Genomic DNA, 18,257 nt, shown 5'->3' with positions numbered 1-18,257 from the left:
CGGTTTCGGTCATCAGGAGGCTTTGCGTTCCAGGATCTCGATCAGCGCCCCGTCCGGGCCCTCGACGAAGGCGATGCGCAGGCCGGGACCGCGCTCGGTGATGCCGGTCCGGACCGGAACGCCCCGCGCGGTGAGATCGGCCATCGCCGCCTCGATGTCGGCAACCCGCAGACCGATATGCTCGATGCCGAGACAGGGCGTCGGCGTGGTGGGGGCGACCTGGTCCGGCGCCTGCTCGATGAACACGGTCAGGCCACCGAGATCAAGGACCACGCGCTGCACCGGATCCTCGCCGACGCGCTTCACCTCCCGCGCCCCGAACGTGTCGACGTAAAAGGCCGCGGCCTTCATGGCGTCGCGGCTGCGCAGATGAACATGATCGCAGGCGTAGTGCATCGGATCTCCGTATCGTGGCGGCGTCCCCGGCGCGGGCCCATCCGGGTGCGCGTCCCGTCGTCCGCCGCACCAAGGTAGGCCCGGGCTTGCGTCGGACGAGATCCGACGCTTGACGTCACGCGCGAACCCGCAGACTTTCGCAGCGCTGACCGTTGCAGGGATGCAACATTCTCCCCACATCGGGGTTCAGACCCCACACCGCACAGCCAAGAGTTCCATGCGCAATCCCTACGACGTGCTGGGCGTGGCCAAGGGCGCGAGCGAGGCCGAGATCAAGAAGGCCTATCGCAAGCTCGCCAAGGACTTCCACCCCGACCGCAACAAGAACGACGTGAAGGCCAAGGACCGCTTCGCCGAGGCGAACGCGGCCTACGAGATCCTGGGCGACGCCGAGAAGCGCAAGCAGTTCGACCGCGGCGAGATCGACGCCGAGGGCAAGCCGCGCGCGACCGGCTTCGAGGGCTTCGGCGGCGGCTTCGGCGGCGGACGCGGCGGCGGCTACGACTTCGAGAACATGGCCCGGGCCCGCCAGGGCGGCATGGGTGGCATGGGCGAGGACATCTTCTCGCACATCTTCGGCGAGGCCTTCCGCGCGGGCGGCGCCGGCCCGGGCGGCCAGCGCCAGGCACCCAAGGGCGAGGACGTCGCCGCCGAGCTGTCGGTCACCCTGGAGCAGGTGGCGAGCGAGGAGAAGCTGCGCCTCTACCTGCCCACCGGGCGGGAGGTCGACGTGGTCATCCCCCGCGGCGTGGTCGACGGCCAGACCATCCGGCTCCGCGGCCTCGGGCAGCCCGGCGGCCCCCGGAGCGAAGCGGGCGACGCGCTGTTGACGATCCGGATCCGCCCCCATCCGCGCTTCACCGTGGACGGGGCCGACCTGCGCACGACCGTCGAGGTGCCGCTTGAGGACGCCGTCCTCGGCGGCACGATCCGCGTACCGACCCTGACCGGCGCGGTCGAGATGAAGATGCCGGCCATGACGAGTTCCGGTCGTACCTTCCGCCTGCGCGGCAAGGGACTGCCGAAGAAGGACGGCACGCCGGGCGATCTGTTCGCCACGACGGCGATCATGCTGCCGCAGGACGAGGACGCGGCGCTGCTGGAATTCGCCCGCGGGCGGCGCGGCGCCAAGGCGGCCTGACGGGGCCGTCCGCACGTGAACGCGCCCGGAGGCGGCCCGGACTTCCGTCTCCGGGCCGCCTCCGGTATGGAGGCCCCCCGGCGCCGGGCGGTGCCGCGAGGCTTCGGGATCGATCATGGCGGAACACGGGCAGGGCCTTCTGGCGGGCAAGCGGGGCATCGTCCTCGGGGTCGCCAACAACCGCTCGATCGCCTGGGGCATCGCCCGCAGCGCCCGCGCCCACGGGGCGGAACTCGCCTTCACCTACCAGGGTGACGCCCTGCGCAAGCGGGTGGAGCCGCTGGCCAAGGAACTCGACGCCCACGTCATCGGCCACTGCGATGTCACTGAGGCGGCCACGATCGACGCCGTGTTCGCGGAGGCGGCCAGGGTGTTCCCCGAGGGAATCGACTTTGTCGTCCACTGCGTCGCCTTCTCCGACAAGGACGAGCTGACGGGCCGCTACATCGAGACCTCCGAGGACAACTTCACCAAGTCGCTCCTGGTCTCGTGCTACTCGTTCACCGCGGTGGCCCAGCGCGCCGAGAAGATCATGCGGCCCGGCGGCTCCCTCGTGACGCTGACCTATTACGGCGCCGAGAAGTGGATGCCGCACTACAACGTCATGGGTGTCGCCAAGGCGGCCCTCGAAGCCTCGGTCCGCTATCTCGCGGCGGATCTCGGACCGAAGAATCTCCGCGTCAACGCCATCTCGGCCGGTCCGATCAAGACCCTGGCCGCCTCGGGGATCGGCGACTTCCGCTACATCCTGAAGTGGAACGAGTACAACGCGCCCCTGCGCCGGACCGTGACCATCGGCGAGGTCGGCGAGACGGCGGCCTACCTCGTCTCCGACATGGCCGCCGGCATGACGGGCGAGATCCTGCACGTGGATGCGGGCTACCACGTCGTCGGCATGAAGAACCCCGACGCGCCCGACCTGACCCTCGACAAGGACTGACCCGCCGCGTCAGGGCGGGCGAACGCTCAGGCGCATCCGAGCCAACTTCCCTCATCCTGAGGTGCGGCGCAGCCGCCTCGAAGGAGGGCTCCAGGGATCGCGCGGCTGGCTGAAGGCCTCCTTCGAGGCCTCCGCTGCGCTGCGGCACCTCTGGATGAGGGCGTTGGATGGGAAGGCTCGACAGCGCTTCAGCCGGCGTGGCGCCCGGCCTTGCGCGACGATGCCTCCGGAGGCCCGTGAGGCCGTCGCGACTCAATCCGCCTCATCGCCAAACGACCCCGAGAGCCGCAGCCCCTCGATCCAGGTCTCGCCGTCGCGCTTCAGCACCGTCCGCGGCCGGGCGCCTCCGTGCTCGGCGACACCGTCCGCCAGCCGCTCGGAATGCGTCACCAGCCAGACCTGCGTGCGCGCCGCCGCCCGGGCGATCAGCCGGGCCAGCGGGTCCATCAGATCGGGATGAAGGCTCGTCTCGGGTTCGTTGAGGGCGATGAACGGCGGCAGCCGGTAGCCGAGCAGCGCGCCGGCCAGGGCGAGGAAGCGCAGGGTCCCGTCCGAGAGTTCGGAAGCGGCGAAGACCCGGCCATGGAAGTCGGGGAAGGTCACGCCGAAGCTGGCTTCCCGCCCCGGCTCCGGCACGATCAGGCGCGCCCCCGGGAAGGCGCCGTCCACGGCCTCGTCGAGGTCGGTCGTGTCCTGGCGGATATGGGCCAGGGTCGCGAAGACCGCCGCGAGGTCCGACCCGTCCGAGGCCAGCGTCGGCGTGGTCACCGCGAGGCAAGGCCGCCGCAGGGGCGACTCGGCGTCGGTCCGGAACCCGTGGTGGAAGCGCCACGCCGTCATCGCCAGGCGCACAAAGGCGATCTCCGGCTGGCCGGTGGCAACCAGGGCGCTGCCGAGCGCCGTCTCGGTGGCGAGGAGGTCGATGCCGAGGGATTGCTTGCGCCCGTCCGCGTCGCGGACGAAGCCGCTTCTTCCGTCCCGGTCGAGGATTACCGCCGTGCGGCCTCCGGTCCGGACGGACAGGCGCTCGGTCTTGATCTGCGGCTCGTGCCGGAAGGCCGCGCCGTAGATCTCGGCACCGGCCTGTGGGACGAGCCCGATTTCGACCGCGTAGGTGAAGTCCTGCCCGGTGCGGTCGTCGCGCAGGGTGGCGGACAGGCGGATCCGGGCGGGCTCTCCCTGCCGGCGCCGGCCGGCCCAGTGCGCCGAGTTCATGCCGCCCTCGGCGGCGAGATCACGGGTCAGGGTGCCCCGGGCAGCCGCCTGCAGCATCTCCAGCGCCCGGTAGAGGTTGGTCTTGCCCGTGCCGTTGCCGCCGACGAAAACCGACAAGTCGTCGACCGGGAAGCCGATCCGCCGGAGCGAGCGGTAGCCCGAGACCGAGACCTCGCGCACCGTCAGCATGCCGGGCTCCTTCCTCAGTCCGGGACCGTCAGGTCGGCGATCCCCTTGGCGGCTTCGGGGAATCGCGGGTCCATCGCCTCCAGTGTATCCGCGACCGTCTTGGCGATCACGTAGTTGCGAAACCACTTGTGATTGGCCGGCACCACCAGCCATGGGGCGTAGGGCGGGGAGCAGCGCGACAGCGCGTCGGCGAAGGCCCGCTGGTAGGCGTCCCAGGATTTCCGCTCGACGAGGTCGGCCGGATCGAACTTCCAGTGCTTCTCGGGATCGGCGATGCGGGCCTCCAGACGCTTCTTCTGCTCCGCCTTCGAGATGTGCAGGAAGAACTTCAGGATGGTGGTGCCGGACTCGGTGAGCAGCCGCTCGAAGTCGTTGATCCGCCCGTAGCGGCTCTGCCAGACCGCATCGGGCACGAGGCCCTTCACCCGCACCACGAGGACGTCCTCGTAGTGGCTGCGGTTGAAGACGCCGATCAGGCCGCGGCCGGGCGTGCGGGCGTGGTAACGCCACAGGAAGTCGTGATCCAGCTCGTCGCTCGACGGCACCTTGAACGAGGTCACCGTGCAACCCTGCGGGTTCACGCCCTTGAGGACCGACCGGATCGTGCCGTCCTTGCCGCCCGTGTCGATCGCCTGGAAGACAACCAGCAGGCTGCGGCTCCGCTCGGCGTAGAGCCGCTCCTGGAAGCCGACGATGCGGGCCCGCTCGGCGTCCAGCGCCTCCTTCGCCCAGGTCTTGTCGAGGCCGCCGTCGGCGTCGCAGTCCACCGAGGAGAGATCGAAGGATGCGCCGGGCTCCACCGCGACGATGCCGGGAGCCGCCGGGATCGTAACCTGCCGGTGGCCGCTCAGCGCGTCGGGAGCCGTTCCGGCGACGTCGTCGACGGCGGTTGCCCAACGGGCGGTCGAAGGCCGCTCCGATCCTGGGGTTTTGTTCAGGTCATCCCCATCTGTCACGCCGCCGCCGCGCTTCTGGCCGCGATGATGCTTGCCGTGCTTCTTGGACATAGGCAGGACCTGTCTCCGGACGTTGCCGACCGACGGCGAGAACGGCCAGGGATCCCGGCCGTTCCGGACGCCTGCGCAGGACGGGGTACGCGAGGGTTGGCTACGATCTATTTCATCCGGCACGGCCAGACCGATTGGAACGCCGAGGGGCGCCTCCAGGGCGGCCGCGACACCGAGCTCAACGCCCTCGGTGAGGCGCAGGCCGTGGCGGCTGCCGACCGTCTCGCCGCCCTCGCGGGTTCAACGCTCGCCGAGGCGGATTTCGTCGCGAGCCCGCTCAAGCGGACGCGGCGCACCATGGAGATCCTGCGCACGACGCTCGGCCTGCCGCACGAGGCCTACCGCGTCGACCCGCGACTGCGGGAGATCGGCTTCGGCAGTTGGGAAGGGTCCACCTGGGCCGAGATCCGCCGCCGCGATCCGGCTGGAGCCGCAGGCCGTGAGCGCGACCGGTGGCGTCACCGGCCGCCCGGAACCGGCGGCGAGAGCTACGCCGCACTGGTGGAGCGGGTCGCCCCGGCACTCGCCGGACTGGAGCGCGACGCCGTCGTCGTCGCCCACGGCGGCGTCGCCCGGGCGGCCCTCGTGGCGCTCGGCCATCTCGACCCCTACACGGCGCCCCGCCTCGGCATCCGCCAGGGCGAGGTCCTGGTCCTGGAGCCCGGCGGCTGGCGCTGGGCTTGATCCCGTGCGCCGGGGCGGTGCACACCCGCCTCGATAACGGCACGATCGGCGGGCTATAGGGCGGCGGCCACGGTAAGCGCCGCCCCGAGCGGGCGGCCAGCGGAGCAGCGGATGAGCGACGTCGCCGAGAAGACCCGGCCCGGCCCGGCCGGGGAGCGCGAGCGTTCCGGCGACGGGGCCGCCATCCTGCGCGGCGCGCACCGCCCTGACCTGATCCGCGACGAGGTGCTCGCCGAGGTCTTCCTCGACTCGTCCCGCAGCCGCCCCGACCATCCCTGCCTGATCGACGGCGCGCGCGTGGAGGCGGGCGGCGTTCACCCGCGCCTGACCTACGCTGAGGTGGCCGCCCGCGCGGGGCGCATCGCCGCCGGCCTCGCCCATCGCGGGATCGGGCCCGGGGACGTGGTCGGGCTCTGGATGGCCCGCGGGCCGGATCTCCTCGTGGCGCAGATCGGCATCACCCTGTCGGGCGCCGCGTGGCTGCCCTTCGACGCCGAGGCGCCAGCCGACCGGGTGGGCGTCTGCCTGACGGATGCCGCCGCCAAGGCGCTGCTGGTCTCGCCGGCCCTCAAGCCCGCCGCGCCCGACGCGGCGCCGGCCCTGACACCAGCGGATCTCGACGCCGGGACGCCAGCCGACGCGTCCGTGCCCGATGCCCGCGCCGCCGGGCTGACACCCGAGCATCCGGCCTACCTGATCTACACCTCGGGCTCGACCGGCGTGCCCAAGGGCATCGTCATCAGCCACGCGAACATCTGCCACTTCCTGCGCTCGGGAAACGCCCTCTACGGGATGCGCGCCGACGACGTGGTGTTCCAGGGCGCCTCGGTGGCCTTCGACCTCTCCATGGAGGAGATCTGGGTCCCCTACCTCGTGGGTGCGACCCTGTTCGTGGCGAGCCCCGCCATGATGGGCGACGTGGAATCTCTGCCCGGCATCCTGGAGGCGGAGAAGATCACGGTGCTCGACACCGTGCCGACTCTCCTGGCGATGATCTCGGGCGACCTGCCGACGGTGCGCCTCGTGCTGCTGGGCGGCGAGGCGCTGCCCGAGCCACTGGTCGCCCGCTGGGCGACCGGGACGCGCCAGCTGTTTAACACCTACGGGCCGACCGAGGCCACGGTGGTGGCCACCGCCGCCGAGATGCGTCCCGGCGAGCCGGTGACGATCGGCGGCCCGATCCCGAACTACTCCGTCTACGTGGCCGGCGAGGATCTGAGCCTCCTCGGCCGTGACCAGCAGGGCGAATTGCTGATCGGCGGTCCCGGTGTGGCGCGGGGCTACCTCGCCCGGCCGGAGCTGACGGCGGAAAAGTTCATCGCCAACCCCTTCGCGTCGGACGGGACCGACCCGGTCCTCTACCGCTCGGGCGACGCGGTCTCCCTCGATTCCGCCGGCCGGATCATCTTCCACGGCCGCATCGACGATCAGGTCAAGATCCGCGGGTTCCGGGTGGAACTCGGCGAGATCGAGGCGCGGATCCGCAGCGTCCCCGAGATCAACCAAGCCGCCGTGGTGCTCCGGCAGGATGACGGCGTCGACCGCCTCGTCGCCTTCCTGATCCCGGAGCGCGGCCGCGCCATCGACACCGCGGCTCTGCGCAAGACCCTCGCCGGCCAGATGCCGCCCTACATGGTGCCGGGCCATTTCGAGGTGGCCGAGACCCTCCCGCGGCTCACCTCCGGCAAGGTCGACCGCAAGGCGCTCAAGATCGCCCCGCTCACCGTGGTCGCCGCCGACGGCGAGCAGGAGCCGCCCGCCAACGAGACCGAGGCCGCCCTCGTCGCCGCCGCCAAGCAGGTCTTCGGCAACCAGCCGATCGCGCTCGAGGGCGACTTCTTCTCCGACCTCGGCGGTCACTCGCTGCTCGCCGCGCGCTTCGTCTCGGCGGTGCGCGAGAGCCCGGCGCTGGCCGGCATCACCCTGCCGGACGTCTACGCCCTGCGCACGATGCGGGCGATGGCCGACGCGCTGATCGCCCGCACCGGCGGCATGGGCGCCGCGGCGGCTCTGCGCGACCTGAGCTTCGAGCCGCCGCCGCTGCTGCGGCGGGCCCTCTGCGGCCTCGCGCAGCTCGTCGCGCTGCCCTTCGTGATCGCGCTCGCCACTGCGCAGTGGCTCGGCATGTTCGTGACCTACCTGCTGCTGACCGGCGGCGGCCTGAGCTTCTTCGCCGAACTCGGGGTGCTCCTCCTCGTCTACATCGGCATCAACGGCGTGACGGCGGTGGCGGCGGTGGCCGGCAAATGGCTGATCCTCGGCCGCACCAGACCCGGCCGCTACCCGCTCTGGGGCGTGTATTATTACCGTTGGTGGCTGGCGCAGCGGCTGGCGCCCCTGGTGCACGTGAAGTGGCTGCAGGGCTCGCCGGCGATCGCCATCTACCTGCGGCTGATGGGTGCCAGGGTCGGCCGCGACACCCTGATCTCCGACATCGAGGTCGGCGCGCCCGACCTCCTGACGATCGGCGACGGGGCGTCGCTCGGCGGCCGCTTGGTCATCGCCAATGCCGAGATCGTCGGGAACGAGCTGGTGATCGGCCGGGTGGAGATCGGCGCGGATGCGGCGGTCGGCACCTCCTGCGTGCTGAGCCACGACACGGTGATCGGCCCCCAGGCCGAGATCGCCGACCTCACCACGATCCCGGCCGGCACGCGGGTCGGCGCCGCCGAGCGCTGGGACGGCTCGCCCGGCCGCAAGGTCGGAACGGCCGATCCGGCTGAGTTGCCGGCGCCTGCCGAGGCGTCCTTCCTCCGACGGACCGCCTTCATGGCCGCCTACGTGGTGCTGCTCGGCGCGATCCCGGCGGTGGGCCTCCTGCCGATCTTCCCGGCCTTCTTCATCTTCGACCAGATCTCGGACTCACTCTCCGACATCACCGACGTCGACTATCACTGGTACCTGCCGATCCTCACATGGCCCACCGCCATGCTGATGACCGCCGGCACGGTGCTGCTGATCGCCGGCATCCGCTGGGTCGTGCTGCCGCGGACGCGCTCGGGCACCTACTCGGTCCACTCGCTGTTCTACCTGCGCAAGTGGTCGCTGGCGCTCGCCGTCGAGGTGACGCTGGAGACGCTCTCGTCGCTGTTCGCCACGGTCTACATGCGGGCTTGGTACCGGCTGATGGGCGCCAACATGGGCCACGGCGCCGAAATCTCGACCAACCTCGCCGGCCGCTACGACCTCGCCGAGGTCGGCGCGAAGAACTTCGTCGCCGACGAGGTGGTGTACGGCGAGGAGGAGATCCGGCGGGGCTGGATGCATCTGGAGCCGACCCGGACCGGGGCGCGGGTCTTCGTCGGCAACGACGCCGTGGTGCCGCCGGGCGCCGTCATTCCGGACGACGTGCTGATCGGCATCAAGTCGAAGCCGCCCGCGAACGACGCCATGAGCCCGGGCGAGACGTGGTTCGGCTCACCGCCGATCCGGCTGCCGGCCCGACAGAAGGTCGATCTCGGCTCGACCGCGCAGACCTACGAGCCCGGGATGTGGCCGAAGGTCCGGCGCGGCATCTTCGAGGCGTTCGCGACCTCGTTCTCGCCGATGCTCTACATCACTCTCGCGATCACGGTCATCGACTGGTACTTCTATCCCGCCATCCTGGAGCAGGATTGGTGGGGCCTGGCCGTCAGCTTCGTGGTGGCGAGCGTCGCCATCGCGCTGATCCAGTCCAGCGCGGTCATCGCGATGAAGTGGCTGTTGATGGGTGTCTACAAGCCCGGGATGCAGCCGATGTGGTCCTGGTGGGCGATGCGCACCGAGGCCATCGCGGTCGCCTACTGGGGGCTCGCCGGCAAGGTGCTGCTGGAGCATCTCCAGGGCACGCCGTTCCTGCCGTGGGTGCTGCGCCTGTTCGGCGTGAAGGTCGGCCGGGGCGTGTGCATGCTGACCACCGACATCACCGAGTTCGACTGCGTGACGATCGGCGACTACGCCACGATCAACCGTGTCTCGGCGCTTCAGACCCACCTGTACGAGGACCGGATCATGAAGATCGGCCGCGTCGTCGTGGGTAAGGGCGTCTCGGTGGGGGCGTTCTCGACGGTTCTGTACGACACCAAGGTCGGGGATTTCGCGCGGCTGCGCCCGCTCACGATCGTCATGAAGGGCGAGTCGATCCCCGCCAGCACCGAGTGGGAAGGCGCGCCCGCGGTTCCGGTGATCCACGCGGGCTGAGGCCGTCCAACCCAATCCCCTCATCCTGAGGTGCCGGGCGATCGCAGATCGCCCGGCCTCCAAGGAGCCCTCCAGAGCGCGCTGCGATCCCTGGAACCCTCCTTCGAGGCCCGCTGGCGCGGGCCCTCAGAATGAGGGGGGGGATTGGGTGCAATCGCCCGATCAGCCTGCCGCAAGGCGGTGTCGTAGACCGTGGTGGTGCAGGGCGGGGAGTTTGATTAAGTTTTTATTCTACGGATATCGCTCTGGGCGAATCGTTTCTGAGCCTGAACGGCAGGGGATCGCCCAGGACTGAAGATCGATGGACGGTCGTGCACCTTGACCCCACCACGCTGCTGATCGTCAGTGCCGCGACGACCCTGCTGGTCGGCACGCTGTTCCTGGCGTCCTGGCGGCAGGCGCCCGACTCCCGCGCCCTTGCCCTGTGGGGAGCGGCGCATCTCGTCGGGTCGGTCGGCTCGGCCGGATTGGCCCTGCGCGGCCAGATCCCGGACCTGGTGTCGATCGGGTTGGCCAACGCCGTGGTGCTCGCCGCCTACGGACTGATCTGGAGTGGCGTCCGCTCCTTCGAGCGCCGGGCGGCCCGCCTGGACGTCGCGATGGCGGGCGCGGCTTTGTGGGGCGTCCTCTGCTGCGTCCCGGCCTTCTACGCGTCGATCGAGCTGCGCGTCCTCCTCGCCTCGGCCGTGGCTACCGTCTACTGCGGCGCGGCCGCCGCAGAAATCTGGCGCGGCCGTGCCGAGCGCCTCGCCTCGCGGATCAGCGCCGGCATCGTGCTGAGCCTGCAAGGCGCCTTCTACTTGGTGCGGATCCCATCGACGCTCCTGGCGCCGCCCCTGATCGGCCCGAATCCGCTTGCCTCGCCCTGGGTGGCGGTCCTGTGCTTCGTCACCATGCTGTTCTCGATCGCCTCGGCCTTCACCTTCATGGCGCTGGTCAAGGAGCGGGCTGAGCGCGAGCAGCGCATCGCCGCCTCCACGGACGCGCTCACGGGCGTCCGAAATCGCCGTGCGTTCGCGGATGCCGTTGACGCCGCCCTTCTGGGAGGCGGGAGCGGCGCGCTGCTCCTCGTCGATCTCGACCGGTTCAAAGCGGTCAACGACGTTCATGGCCACGCCGTGGGCGACGCGGTGCTGGTCGGGTTCTGCGCCATGGCGGCGTCCTTGTTGCCGCCGGACGCGCTCCTGGGGCGCCTGGGCGGTGAGGAGTTCGCCTGCCTGTTGCCGGAAGTCTCGCCCGCCGAAGCCCTGGCCCGCGCCGAGGAGCTGCGCCGCACCTTCGCAGAACTCCACGTGCCCGAAATCCCCGAGCTGCGCGTCAGCGTGAGCATCGGAGTCGCGCAGCTGCGCCACGGGGTCGGGTACGAGACGCTGATGCGGCGCGCCGACACCGCCCTCTACGCCGCCAAGAACGGCGGCCGCGACCGGGTCGCCGTGGCCGACGCGGCTGCCGCACGGGCCGCGTGACGGCGTCTTCGGGCGTCAACCTAGCTCCGCGGTGCCCCTGATCATCCCGCGCGAGCGGTCGGCGGGACGCCGCTTGCGGGGACGGCGTCGCCCGTTCAGGCGAGGGCGCGGGCGGCTTCGGAGACCTTCCGCACCGAGGCGTCCACCAGGGCCGCCGAGGTCGCGATCTCGGCGATGGCCGCGCGGGCCGCCTCGACGCTCTGGGCGGCGGATTGCATGTTCTCGGTCATGTCGCGGGTCACGGCCGCCTGCTCGGTCACGGCGGACGACACGCTGAGCGAGATCTCGCTGAGCTGCTCGATCGTGCCGCCGATCCCGTCGATGGCCGCGACCGCCCGGGCCGTCTCCGTCTGCACGGCGGCAATCTGGGTGCCGATCTCGCCGGTGGCCCGGGCGGTCTGCTCGGCCAACGCCTTGACCTCGGCGGCCACGACCGCGAAGCCCTTGCCGGCCGCACCCGCCCGCGCGGCCTCGATGGTGGCGTTGAGCGCCAGCAGGTTCGTCTGGTCGGCGATGGAGCGGATCAGGTTCACGGCGGCGCCGATCCGGTCCGCTGCACCGGTCAGGCCCACCACGATGGCGCCCGCTTCCTCGGCGCGGGTGACGACCTTGTCGACCGAGGCTTTCGCCTGGAGGGCGTGGCGGCTCAACTCCTCGATGGAGGCCGCGAACTCCTCCGAACCCGCGGCGACCGCCTGGACGTTGTGCGCCGTCTGGTTCGCGGCCTGGGTGGTCCCGTCAGCCTGCTGCACGACGCGGCTCATCGACTCGCGGATCGCGGAGAGATCCGCGTCGATGGCGCGCTGACCGTCGCCGCGGCGCTGCCGGTCCTCCACCTGCCGGGTCACGTCGGTGGCGAACTTCACGACCGCGCAGGGCTTCCCGTCGGCGTCGAAGATCGGGTTGTAGGTGCCGAAGATCCAGACCGCGCGGCCGCCCTTGCCGACCCGGCGGAATTCGCCGGCCTGATGGCGCCCAGCGCCGAGGGCCGTCCAGAACGCCGCGTAGTCCGCGCCCGCGGCCTCGTCCGCCGGCAGGAACATCCGGTGATGCTGGCCGCGCACCTCGTCGAGGGTGTAGCCCAGGGTCGTGAGGAAGTTGGCGTTGGCGTCCGTGATGATGCCGTCCAGCGTGAAGCTGATCACCGCCTGCGAGCGATCGAGCGCCGCGATCCAGCCGGCGTCGCGCGCGCTGCGCCCGCGCTCTTCCGTGACGTCGGTGGCGAGCTTCACGATCTTGATCACCTTGCCGTGGCGATCGAGGACCGGGTTGTAGGAGCCGTGGATGCGGATGGTCTGCCCCGACTTCGTGAGGCGCGTGAAGTCGCCGGCCACGTGACGCCCGGTGCGCAGCTGGTCCCAGAACGCGGCGTAACCGGGCCCCGCGCGCTCCGCTTCGGTCACGAACTGCGCATGGGGGCGCCCGCAGACCTCCGCGCGCGTGTAGCCGACCAGATCCAGGAAGAGGGTGTTGGCGTCGATGACGGTGCCGGACGGGTCGAACTCAACCCGTGCCATTGCCCGGTCGACCGCCGCGACCAGCGAGTCCGCACGTGAACCGAACATCTTCTTCCTTGCCTGCAGCCGGACCCAGTGGTCGGCGAGTATACAAGCGGTAAGATCGTTTAAAAATTGACAAGACAGCTATTGAGCGGACGCGAACTCGGAGAAAATAGTCCGAAATAGACTGTGAAATAGATCTGTATATTGATGTCGCAGGACTTCAGGTAACGATTTCGCGATCAATGTCGCGCGATATGAGCATAGGGAAAATTGGTATTCGCGGGATCTTTTGATGCCTCGGATCCGGACCGGCCCCTACCGGCTTGCGAAGACGATCAGCCCTCGGCATCGGTTCTCCGACCCCGGCCGATCGGCCGCGGATGGCCCGTGGTCTGATTGGAGATCGGAGATGGACGAGCCGAACCGGATCGACCGCCTGGAAATGCGTCTCACCGAGCAGGAGGCGACGATCGAGGATCTGAACCGGACCGTGACGGAGCAGTGGCAGCTGATCGACCGGCTGGTGCGACAGGTCGAGGGGTTGCGGGAACAGGTCGAGGAGGCGGCGGCCCGGGCCGCGCCGCGGGGGCCGGAGCCACCGCCTCCCCATTATTGATGCGCCGACCGGCCGATCAGAAGTTCGCCTGCGTGACGAACTTGGTCACGAGATACGCGTCGAGCGCTTCTGGCCCGCCCTCGCTGCCGTAGCCGGAATCCTTGACGCCGCCGAACGGGGTCTCAGGCAGGGCGAGACCGTGATGATTGATCGAGATCATCCCGCTCTCGACTCCGTTCGACACCCGGGCCGCCCGCTCGGCGGAGCGGGTGTAAGCGTAGGCCGCGAGGCCATAGGGCAGGCGGTTGGCCTCCGTGAGCGCCTCCTCGTCGTCCGAGAAGCGGTTGATCGCCGCCACGGGGCCGAAAGGCTCCTCATTCATGATCCGCGCCGTGAGTGGCACCTCGGTGAAGACCGTCGGCTCGAAGAAGTTGCCCTGGTTGCCGATGCGCTGGCCGCCGGCGCGGAGGCTGGCGCCGCTCGACTCGGCATCGGCGGTCAGGGTCGCGATGGCGTCGACCCGCCGTCCATGGACCAGCGGTCCCATCTTGGTGTCCGGATCCAGCCCGTCGCCGACGTTGAGGGTCTTGGCGAAGTTGGTGAAGCCCTCGACGAAGCGGTCGAACACCGAATCGTGCACCAGGAAGCGCGTCGGCGAGACGCAGACCTGTCCGGCGTTGCGAAACTTCGACGGAGCAAGGACGGCGACCGCCTTCTCCACATCGGCGTCGCCGAACACGATCGCCGGAGCGTGGCCGCCGAGTTCCATGGTGGCCCGCTTCATGTGCTCGCCCGCCAGCGCGGCGAGCTTCTTGCCGACCACGGTCGAGCCGGTGAACGAGATCTTCCGGATCACCGGATGCGGAATCAGGTAGGACGAGATCGTCTCGGGATCGCCGTAGACCAGCGAGAGCGCGTCGCCCGGGATGCCGGCATCCAGGAAGGCGCGGACGAGGGCGGCACAACTCGCCGGCGTGTCCTCGGGGCCTTTCAGGATCACCGTGCAGCCGGTGCAGAGCGCCGCCGAGATCTTGCGGACCGCTTGGTTGATCGGGAAGTTCCAGGGGGTAAAGCAGGCGACCGGACCGACCGGCTCGCGGATCACCGCCTGCAGCACGCCGTCGGCCCGGCCTGGAATGACGCGGCCGTAGGCGCGCTTACCCTCCTCCGCGAACCAGTCGATGATGTCCGCCGCCGCCAGGGTCTCCATGCGCGACTCGGCGAGCGGCTTGCCCTGCTCCAGGGTCATCGTCCGGGCGATCTCGTCGACCCGCGCACGCATCAGGTCGGCGGCTTTGCGCATCACCTTGGCGCGCTCGAACGCCGCCACTTTCCGCCACGCCGGGAATGCGCGGGCGGCCGCCGCGAGGGCCTCGTCGAGATCGGCCTGCGTGGCGACGGCGCACTGGCCGATGGTCTCGCCGGTGGCCGGGTTGAGGACGCCAAGGGTTGCCCGGTCGGCGCCCGCGCGCCAGCGTCCCGCGATGTGAAGCTCGGTATCCGGATACATCGGCTGATTCCCGCTCGGCCGCACCATCGGCCGCGAGCGGAATGTGGCCATAGGGCGCGCCCCGACAATCCCCGGGACGGCATGGCTGGGCTCGCTTGTATTCAGGCAGCGGCGCGGGTGGGTTCGGGGACTTCCACCACCGTCGCCGCCCCATGGCGCGCGCGGAGCGTGCCACCCTTCGGCACGACCTTCCAGCCGTCGCGGCACCCGTCGATCGGCTCCGAGACGACCACGATGCCGCCCGGCCCCTCGCGGAAATACAGACTCGGTGGACGGCCGTCGCAGGCCCAGCGGTAGGCGGTGAGCGTCTCGCCGTCGGTCAGCAGCGCGGTGAAGCGCAGCGGCTCGCAGACGTTGGCGACCTCCATCAGCTCACGGATGGATCTCAGCGTCCGCGCCATGGCGCCGATCGGGTCCGTCTCGAGGCCGTTGGCCAGGGCCAGCAGGAAGATTGCCTCGGAATCGGTGCTGCCGCGGCGCTGGTCATAATACGCGTCCGGGATCAGCGCTTCGAGCCGGCGCTTGATCCGATGGTAGCCGCCGATCTGGCCGTTGTGCATGAACAGGTGCCGGCCGTGCACGAAGGGATGGCAGTTCGCCCGCGCGGTGGCCGTGCCAGTCGAGGCGCGGACATGCGCGAAGAAGGTCCGCGCCCGGACCTGCCCACAGAGGTTCACGAGGTTTTCATCCGACCACGCCGGAGAGATGTCGCGGTAGACACCGGGTTCTGGGCGCTCGGCGTACCAACCGATGCCGAAGCCGTCGCCGTTGGTTTCAGTCTTCCCCTCGTCGGCGTGCAGCGACTGGTGCACGAGCGAATGGGTCGGCGCGCAGACGAGGTCGGAGAGGAAGACCGGCTCACCGCTGTAGGCGAGGAAACGGCACATGTCGGACGTTGATCCTTCAGCTCTGATCCGCGTTGAAGCCGATGGGAGGTCCCACCGGGCCGGTTCCACCGCAGCAGCAGGTTAACAGTCGGTCCACTTCGGTGAACAGTTTCTTAACCGCGCGTGCGCTGCGCCAATTTCAGGCGTTTCGCTCGAAAGTGTCGCCGCATGGCTGCAGGGCAGGCATTCGTCGACCGAATCGCGCCGACTCTTGTGAGCCGGCTCCTGACAGGCCAGCATGGCCGAATCGGGGAATCAGAAGCCCGTTTATGGGACCGTGACCCGTCAAGGGGCAACGCACCGGCATCAGGAGACTCTTATGGATCGCGCAACGCCCGACAGTTCCAGCCCCGTCGCCCTCGTCGTCGAGGACGACGCGGCGGTACGCGATCTCGCGACCGCGGTGCTGGAAGAGACGGATCTCGGCGTGATCGCCTGTGAGAGTGCGGAGGCGGCCCTCTCGGTGCTGGAGCGGCCGGACGTCACCGTGGCGCTGCTCTTCGCCGACGTGCGCCTGCCCGGTGCCATGGACGGCATTTCCCTGGCCCAGGCGGTGGGACGTCGCTGGCCGGACGTGCGCGTGATCGTCACCTCCGGGGCGAGCCGCGACGCGCGCCTGCCCGATCAGGCGGTCTACATGCAGAAGCCGTGGCGGGCTCTGGACGTGCTGGTCCAGGCCGAGCGCGCGACGATCGCCGCCAAGGCGGCGTGATCCCGGTACCGGTTGTTCCCGTCAACTCCGCCGTCCTCGCGAGCGGAGCGAAGCAATCCAGCAGCGGCACATCTCCTCAGGTCGCGCTGCCCTGGGTCACTTCGCTGCGTTCGTGATGACGGAGAGGGACGCCTCAACCGTAGCGTTCAAACAATAAGTCCATGGCGCGGGCGCTCTGACCGCTCCGCTTCCGTCACGTCGCAAAGAAAAAGCCCGGCTGCTTGCACAGGCCGGGCTCCTTCAAGAGCGCGTGCGGTCAATCAGGCGGCGGGCGCCGGGCTCACCGGAACCTGACCCGAAGCGTTGCCGCCCTGCGCCTGCGCAGCCGTCGGGGACGGGAAGCCGGGGCGACGGCCGCCGGCGGGGAAACGGGGCTTCGGCTTCGGCGCGGCGATCAGACCCTCGCGGATCGCGGTCTTGCGGGCCTGCTTGCGGGCGCGGCGGACGGCCTCGGCCTTCTCGCGGGCCTTGCGCACGGACGGCTTCTCATAAGCCTTGCGCTGCTTCATCTCGCGGAAGATGCCTTCGCGCTGCATCTTCTTCTTGAGGACGCGGAGCGCTTGATCGACGTTGTTGTCGCGAACGAGTACCTGCAACGGACTTGATCCTCTGGACCTGGATTTCGGGGCTCGCGTAGCCCGCCGCCGATCTGGAAACCGGCAACGTCCCTCGCCCGGTTGCGCCCGGGAGGGACGGGAACGTCGGTTTCCGAATCGGCGTGGAGCCCACGCCTTGGCGGGGTCATTACACCAAGCGCGCACCAGTTCCAACCTGTCCGCGCGATCGAACTTCGGCTGCCGCGTGGTAGGTTGCTCGGATGAGACACGACGACTCGCAGCAATTCGCCAGCGACAACTATTCGGGCATCTGTCCCGAAGCCTGGGCGGCCATGGAGGCGGCCAATCGCGGCCACGCGCCGGCCTACGGCGAAGATCCCTGGACAGCCCGGGCCGCCGACGCGTTCCGCGCGCTGTTCGAGACCGAGTGCGAAGTGTTTTTCGCGTTCAACGGCACCGCCGCCAACGCCCTGGCACTGGCGGCCCTGTGCCAGTCCTACCACAGCGTGATCTGCGCCGATTCGGCCCATGTCGAGACCGACGAGTGCGGCGCGCCGGAATTCTTCTCCAACGGGTCCAAGCTGCTCACCGTCCGGACCGAGGGCGGCAAGCTGACGCCGGAGGCGATCCGCGGGCTCGCCCAGAACCGCAGCGACATTCACTTCCCCCGGCCGCGGGTCGTGACCGTCACGCAGCCGACCGAGACCGGTCAGGTCTACACCCTCGCCGAGCTGCGCGCGCTGTCGGCGACCTGCCGCGACCTCGGCCTCGCGCTCCACATGGACGGCTCGCGCTTCGCCAATGCCTGCGCGAGCCTGGGCTGCAGCCCGGCCGAGATGACGTGGCAATCGGGCGTGGACGTCCTGTGCTTCGGCGGCACCAAGAACGGCATGCATGCCGGCGAGGCGGTGGTGTTCTTCGATCCGAGGCTCGCGGAGGATTTCGGCTACCGGTGCAAGCAGGCCGGTCAGCTCGCCTCGAAGATGCGTTTTCTGGCGGCCCCCTGGGTCGGCATGTTGGAGAGCGGCGCGTGGCTGAGGAACGGGGCGCACGGCAACGCCTGCGCCCGGCGTTTCGCCGAATCCGTTGCCGGGCTGCCGGGGGTGCGGGCGCTGTTTCCCGTCGAGGCCAACGCGGTCTTCCTGACGCTGCCGGCCGCCACCATGGAGGGGCTGCGCGCCCGGGGCTGGCGGTTCTACACCTTCATCGGTGGCGGGGCGCGGTTCATGTTCGCCTGGGATGCGAAACCCGAGCGGGTGGACGAGCTGGTCCGGGACCTTGGTACGCTCTCCGCCGCGGCGGCGTGACCGGATCGG

General features: G+C 70.0%; 15 protein-coding genes. 8 read left to right on the top strand and 7 right to left on the bottom strand.

The genetic code is table 11. The features are described from left to right. Positions 1-12 precede the first annotated feature (12 nt). A complete protein-coding gene (locus ACLBX9_RS30680; protein ID WP_447721564.1) occupies positions 13-396 on the bottom strand; it encodes a VOC family protein in 384 nt (127 codons plus the stop codon). A gap of 217 nt (positions 397-613) precedes the next feature. On the opposite strand from ACLBX9_RS30680, the gene ACLBX9_RS30675 reads away from it, so the two are divergent. Both ACLBX9_RS30675 and fabI read left to right on the top strand, forming a co-directional pair. Next, positions 614-1,537: a DnaJ C-terminal domain-containing protein gene (locus ACLBX9_RS30675; RefSeq protein WP_010683787.1), complete on the top strand. Its 924-nt coding sequence runs from the start codon at positions 614-616 to the stop codon at positions 1,535-1,537. Positions 1,538-1,652: 115 nt separating this feature from the next. Then, positions 1,653-2,477 carry an enoyl-ACP reductase FabI gene (gene fabI / locus ACLBX9_RS30670; RefSeq protein WP_010683788.1) on the top strand — a complete coding sequence of 275 codons (825 nt, stop codon included), beginning with the start codon at positions 1,653-1,655 and terminating at the stop codon, positions 2,475-2,477. A gap of 252 nt (positions 2,478-2,729) precedes the next feature. Here fabI and ACLBX9_RS30665 read toward each other — a convergent pair whose 3' ends face one another. Together ACLBX9_RS30665 and ACLBX9_RS30660 are read right to left on the bottom strand one after the other, a co-directional pair. After that, positions 2,730-3,881, bottom strand: coding sequence for an AAA family ATPase (locus ACLBX9_RS30665; protein WP_447721563.1), 1,152 nt, complete (start codon positions 3,879-3,881; stop codon positions 2,730-2,732). Between the two features lie 14 nt (positions 3,882-3,895). Then, positions 3,896-4,888 carry a polyphosphate kinase 2 family protein gene (locus ACLBX9_RS30660; protein WP_447721562.1) on the bottom strand — a complete coding sequence of 331 codons (993 nt, stop codon included), beginning with the start codon at positions 4,886-4,888 and terminating at the stop codon, positions 3,896-3,898. 96 nt (positions 4,889-4,984) lie between these two features. Here ACLBX9_RS30660 and ACLBX9_RS30655 point away from each other — a divergent pair, with 96 nt between their 5' ends. From ACLBX9_RS30655 to ACLBX9_RS30645, 3 genes are all read left to right on the top strand, one after another. Next, positions 4,985-5,572 carry a histidine phosphatase family protein gene (locus ACLBX9_RS30655; protein ID WP_010683791.1) on the top strand — a complete coding sequence of 196 codons (588 nt, stop codon included), beginning with the start codon at positions 4,985-4,987 and terminating at the stop codon, positions 5,570-5,572. A 111-nt stretch (positions 5,573-5,683) separates the two neighbouring features. Next, positions 5,684-9,751 carry a Pls/PosA family non-ribosomal peptide synthetase gene (locus tag ACLBX9_RS30650; protein ID WP_447721561.1) on the top strand — a complete coding sequence of 1,356 codons (4,068 nt, stop codon included), beginning with the start codon at positions 5,684-5,686 and terminating at the stop codon, positions 9,749-9,751. 311 nt (positions 9,752-10,062) lie between these two features. Next, on the top strand, positions 10,063-11,217 hold the full coding sequence (locus ACLBX9_RS30645; RefSeq protein WP_447721560.1) for a diguanylate cyclase domain-containing protein: 1,155 nt from the start codon (positions 10,063-10,065) through the stop codon (positions 11,215-11,217). Between the two features lie 95 nt (positions 11,218-11,312). Here ACLBX9_RS30645 and ACLBX9_RS30640 read toward each other — a convergent pair whose 3' ends face one another. Next, positions 11,313-12,782 (bottom strand): methyl-accepting chemotaxis protein, encoded by a 1,470-nt coding sequence (locus ACLBX9_RS30640; protein ID WP_447721559.1) that lies wholly within the window; start codon positions 12,780-12,782, stop codon positions 11,313-11,315. A 346-nt stretch (positions 12,783-13,128) separates the two neighbouring features. On the opposite strand from ACLBX9_RS30640, the gene ACLBX9_RS30635 reads away from it, so the two are divergent. Further along, positions 13,129-13,335 (top strand): SlyX family protein, encoded by a 207-nt coding sequence (locus tag ACLBX9_RS30635; RefSeq protein WP_447721558.1) that lies wholly within the window; start codon positions 13,129-13,131, stop codon positions 13,333-13,335. Between the two features lie 16 nt (positions 13,336-13,351). On the opposite strand, the gene ACLBX9_RS30630 is transcribed toward ACLBX9_RS30635, so the two are convergent. Further along, positions 13,352-14,785, bottom strand: a complete 1,434-nt coding sequence (locus ACLBX9_RS30630; RefSeq protein WP_447721557.1) for an NAD-dependent succinate-semialdehyde dehydrogenase — start codon at positions 14,783-14,785, stop codon at positions 13,352-13,354. Between the two features lie 101 nt (positions 14,786-14,886). Then, positions 14,887-15,672 carry a class II glutamine amidotransferase gene (locus ACLBX9_RS30625; protein WP_010683797.1) on the bottom strand — a complete coding sequence of 262 codons (786 nt, stop codon included), beginning with the start codon at positions 15,670-15,672 and terminating at the stop codon, positions 14,887-14,889. A 319-nt stretch (positions 15,673-15,991) separates the two neighbouring features. Here ACLBX9_RS30625 and ACLBX9_RS30620 point away from each other — a divergent pair, with 319 nt between their 5' ends. Beyond that, positions 15,992-16,384 (top strand): response regulator, encoded by a 393-nt coding sequence (locus ACLBX9_RS30620; RefSeq protein WP_010683798.1) that lies wholly within the window; start codon positions 15,992-15,994, stop codon positions 16,382-16,384. Between the two features lie 260 nt (positions 16,385-16,644). Here ACLBX9_RS30620 and rpsU read toward each other — a convergent pair whose 3' ends face one another. Further along, a complete protein-coding gene (gene rpsU / locus ACLBX9_RS30615; protein WP_010683799.1) occupies positions 16,645-16,980 on the bottom strand; it encodes a 30S ribosomal protein S21 in 336 nt (111 codons plus the stop codon). Positions 16,981-17,201: 221 nt separating this feature from the next. Between rpsU and ACLBX9_RS30610 the strand changes: the two genes are divergently transcribed. Continuing rightward, the gene (locus ACLBX9_RS30610; RefSeq protein WP_010683800.1) at positions 17,202-18,248 is read left to right on the top strand and encodes a threonine aldolase family protein; all 1,047 of its coding nucleotides are present in this window, start codon (positions 17,202-17,204) and stop codon (positions 18,246-18,248) included. The last annotated feature ends 9 nt before the right edge of the window (positions 18,249-18,257 follow it).

This window comes from Methylobacterium sp. A49B (genome assembly GCF_053346215.1).
This window is presented reverse-complemented; position numbering and strand designations above follow the sequence as displayed.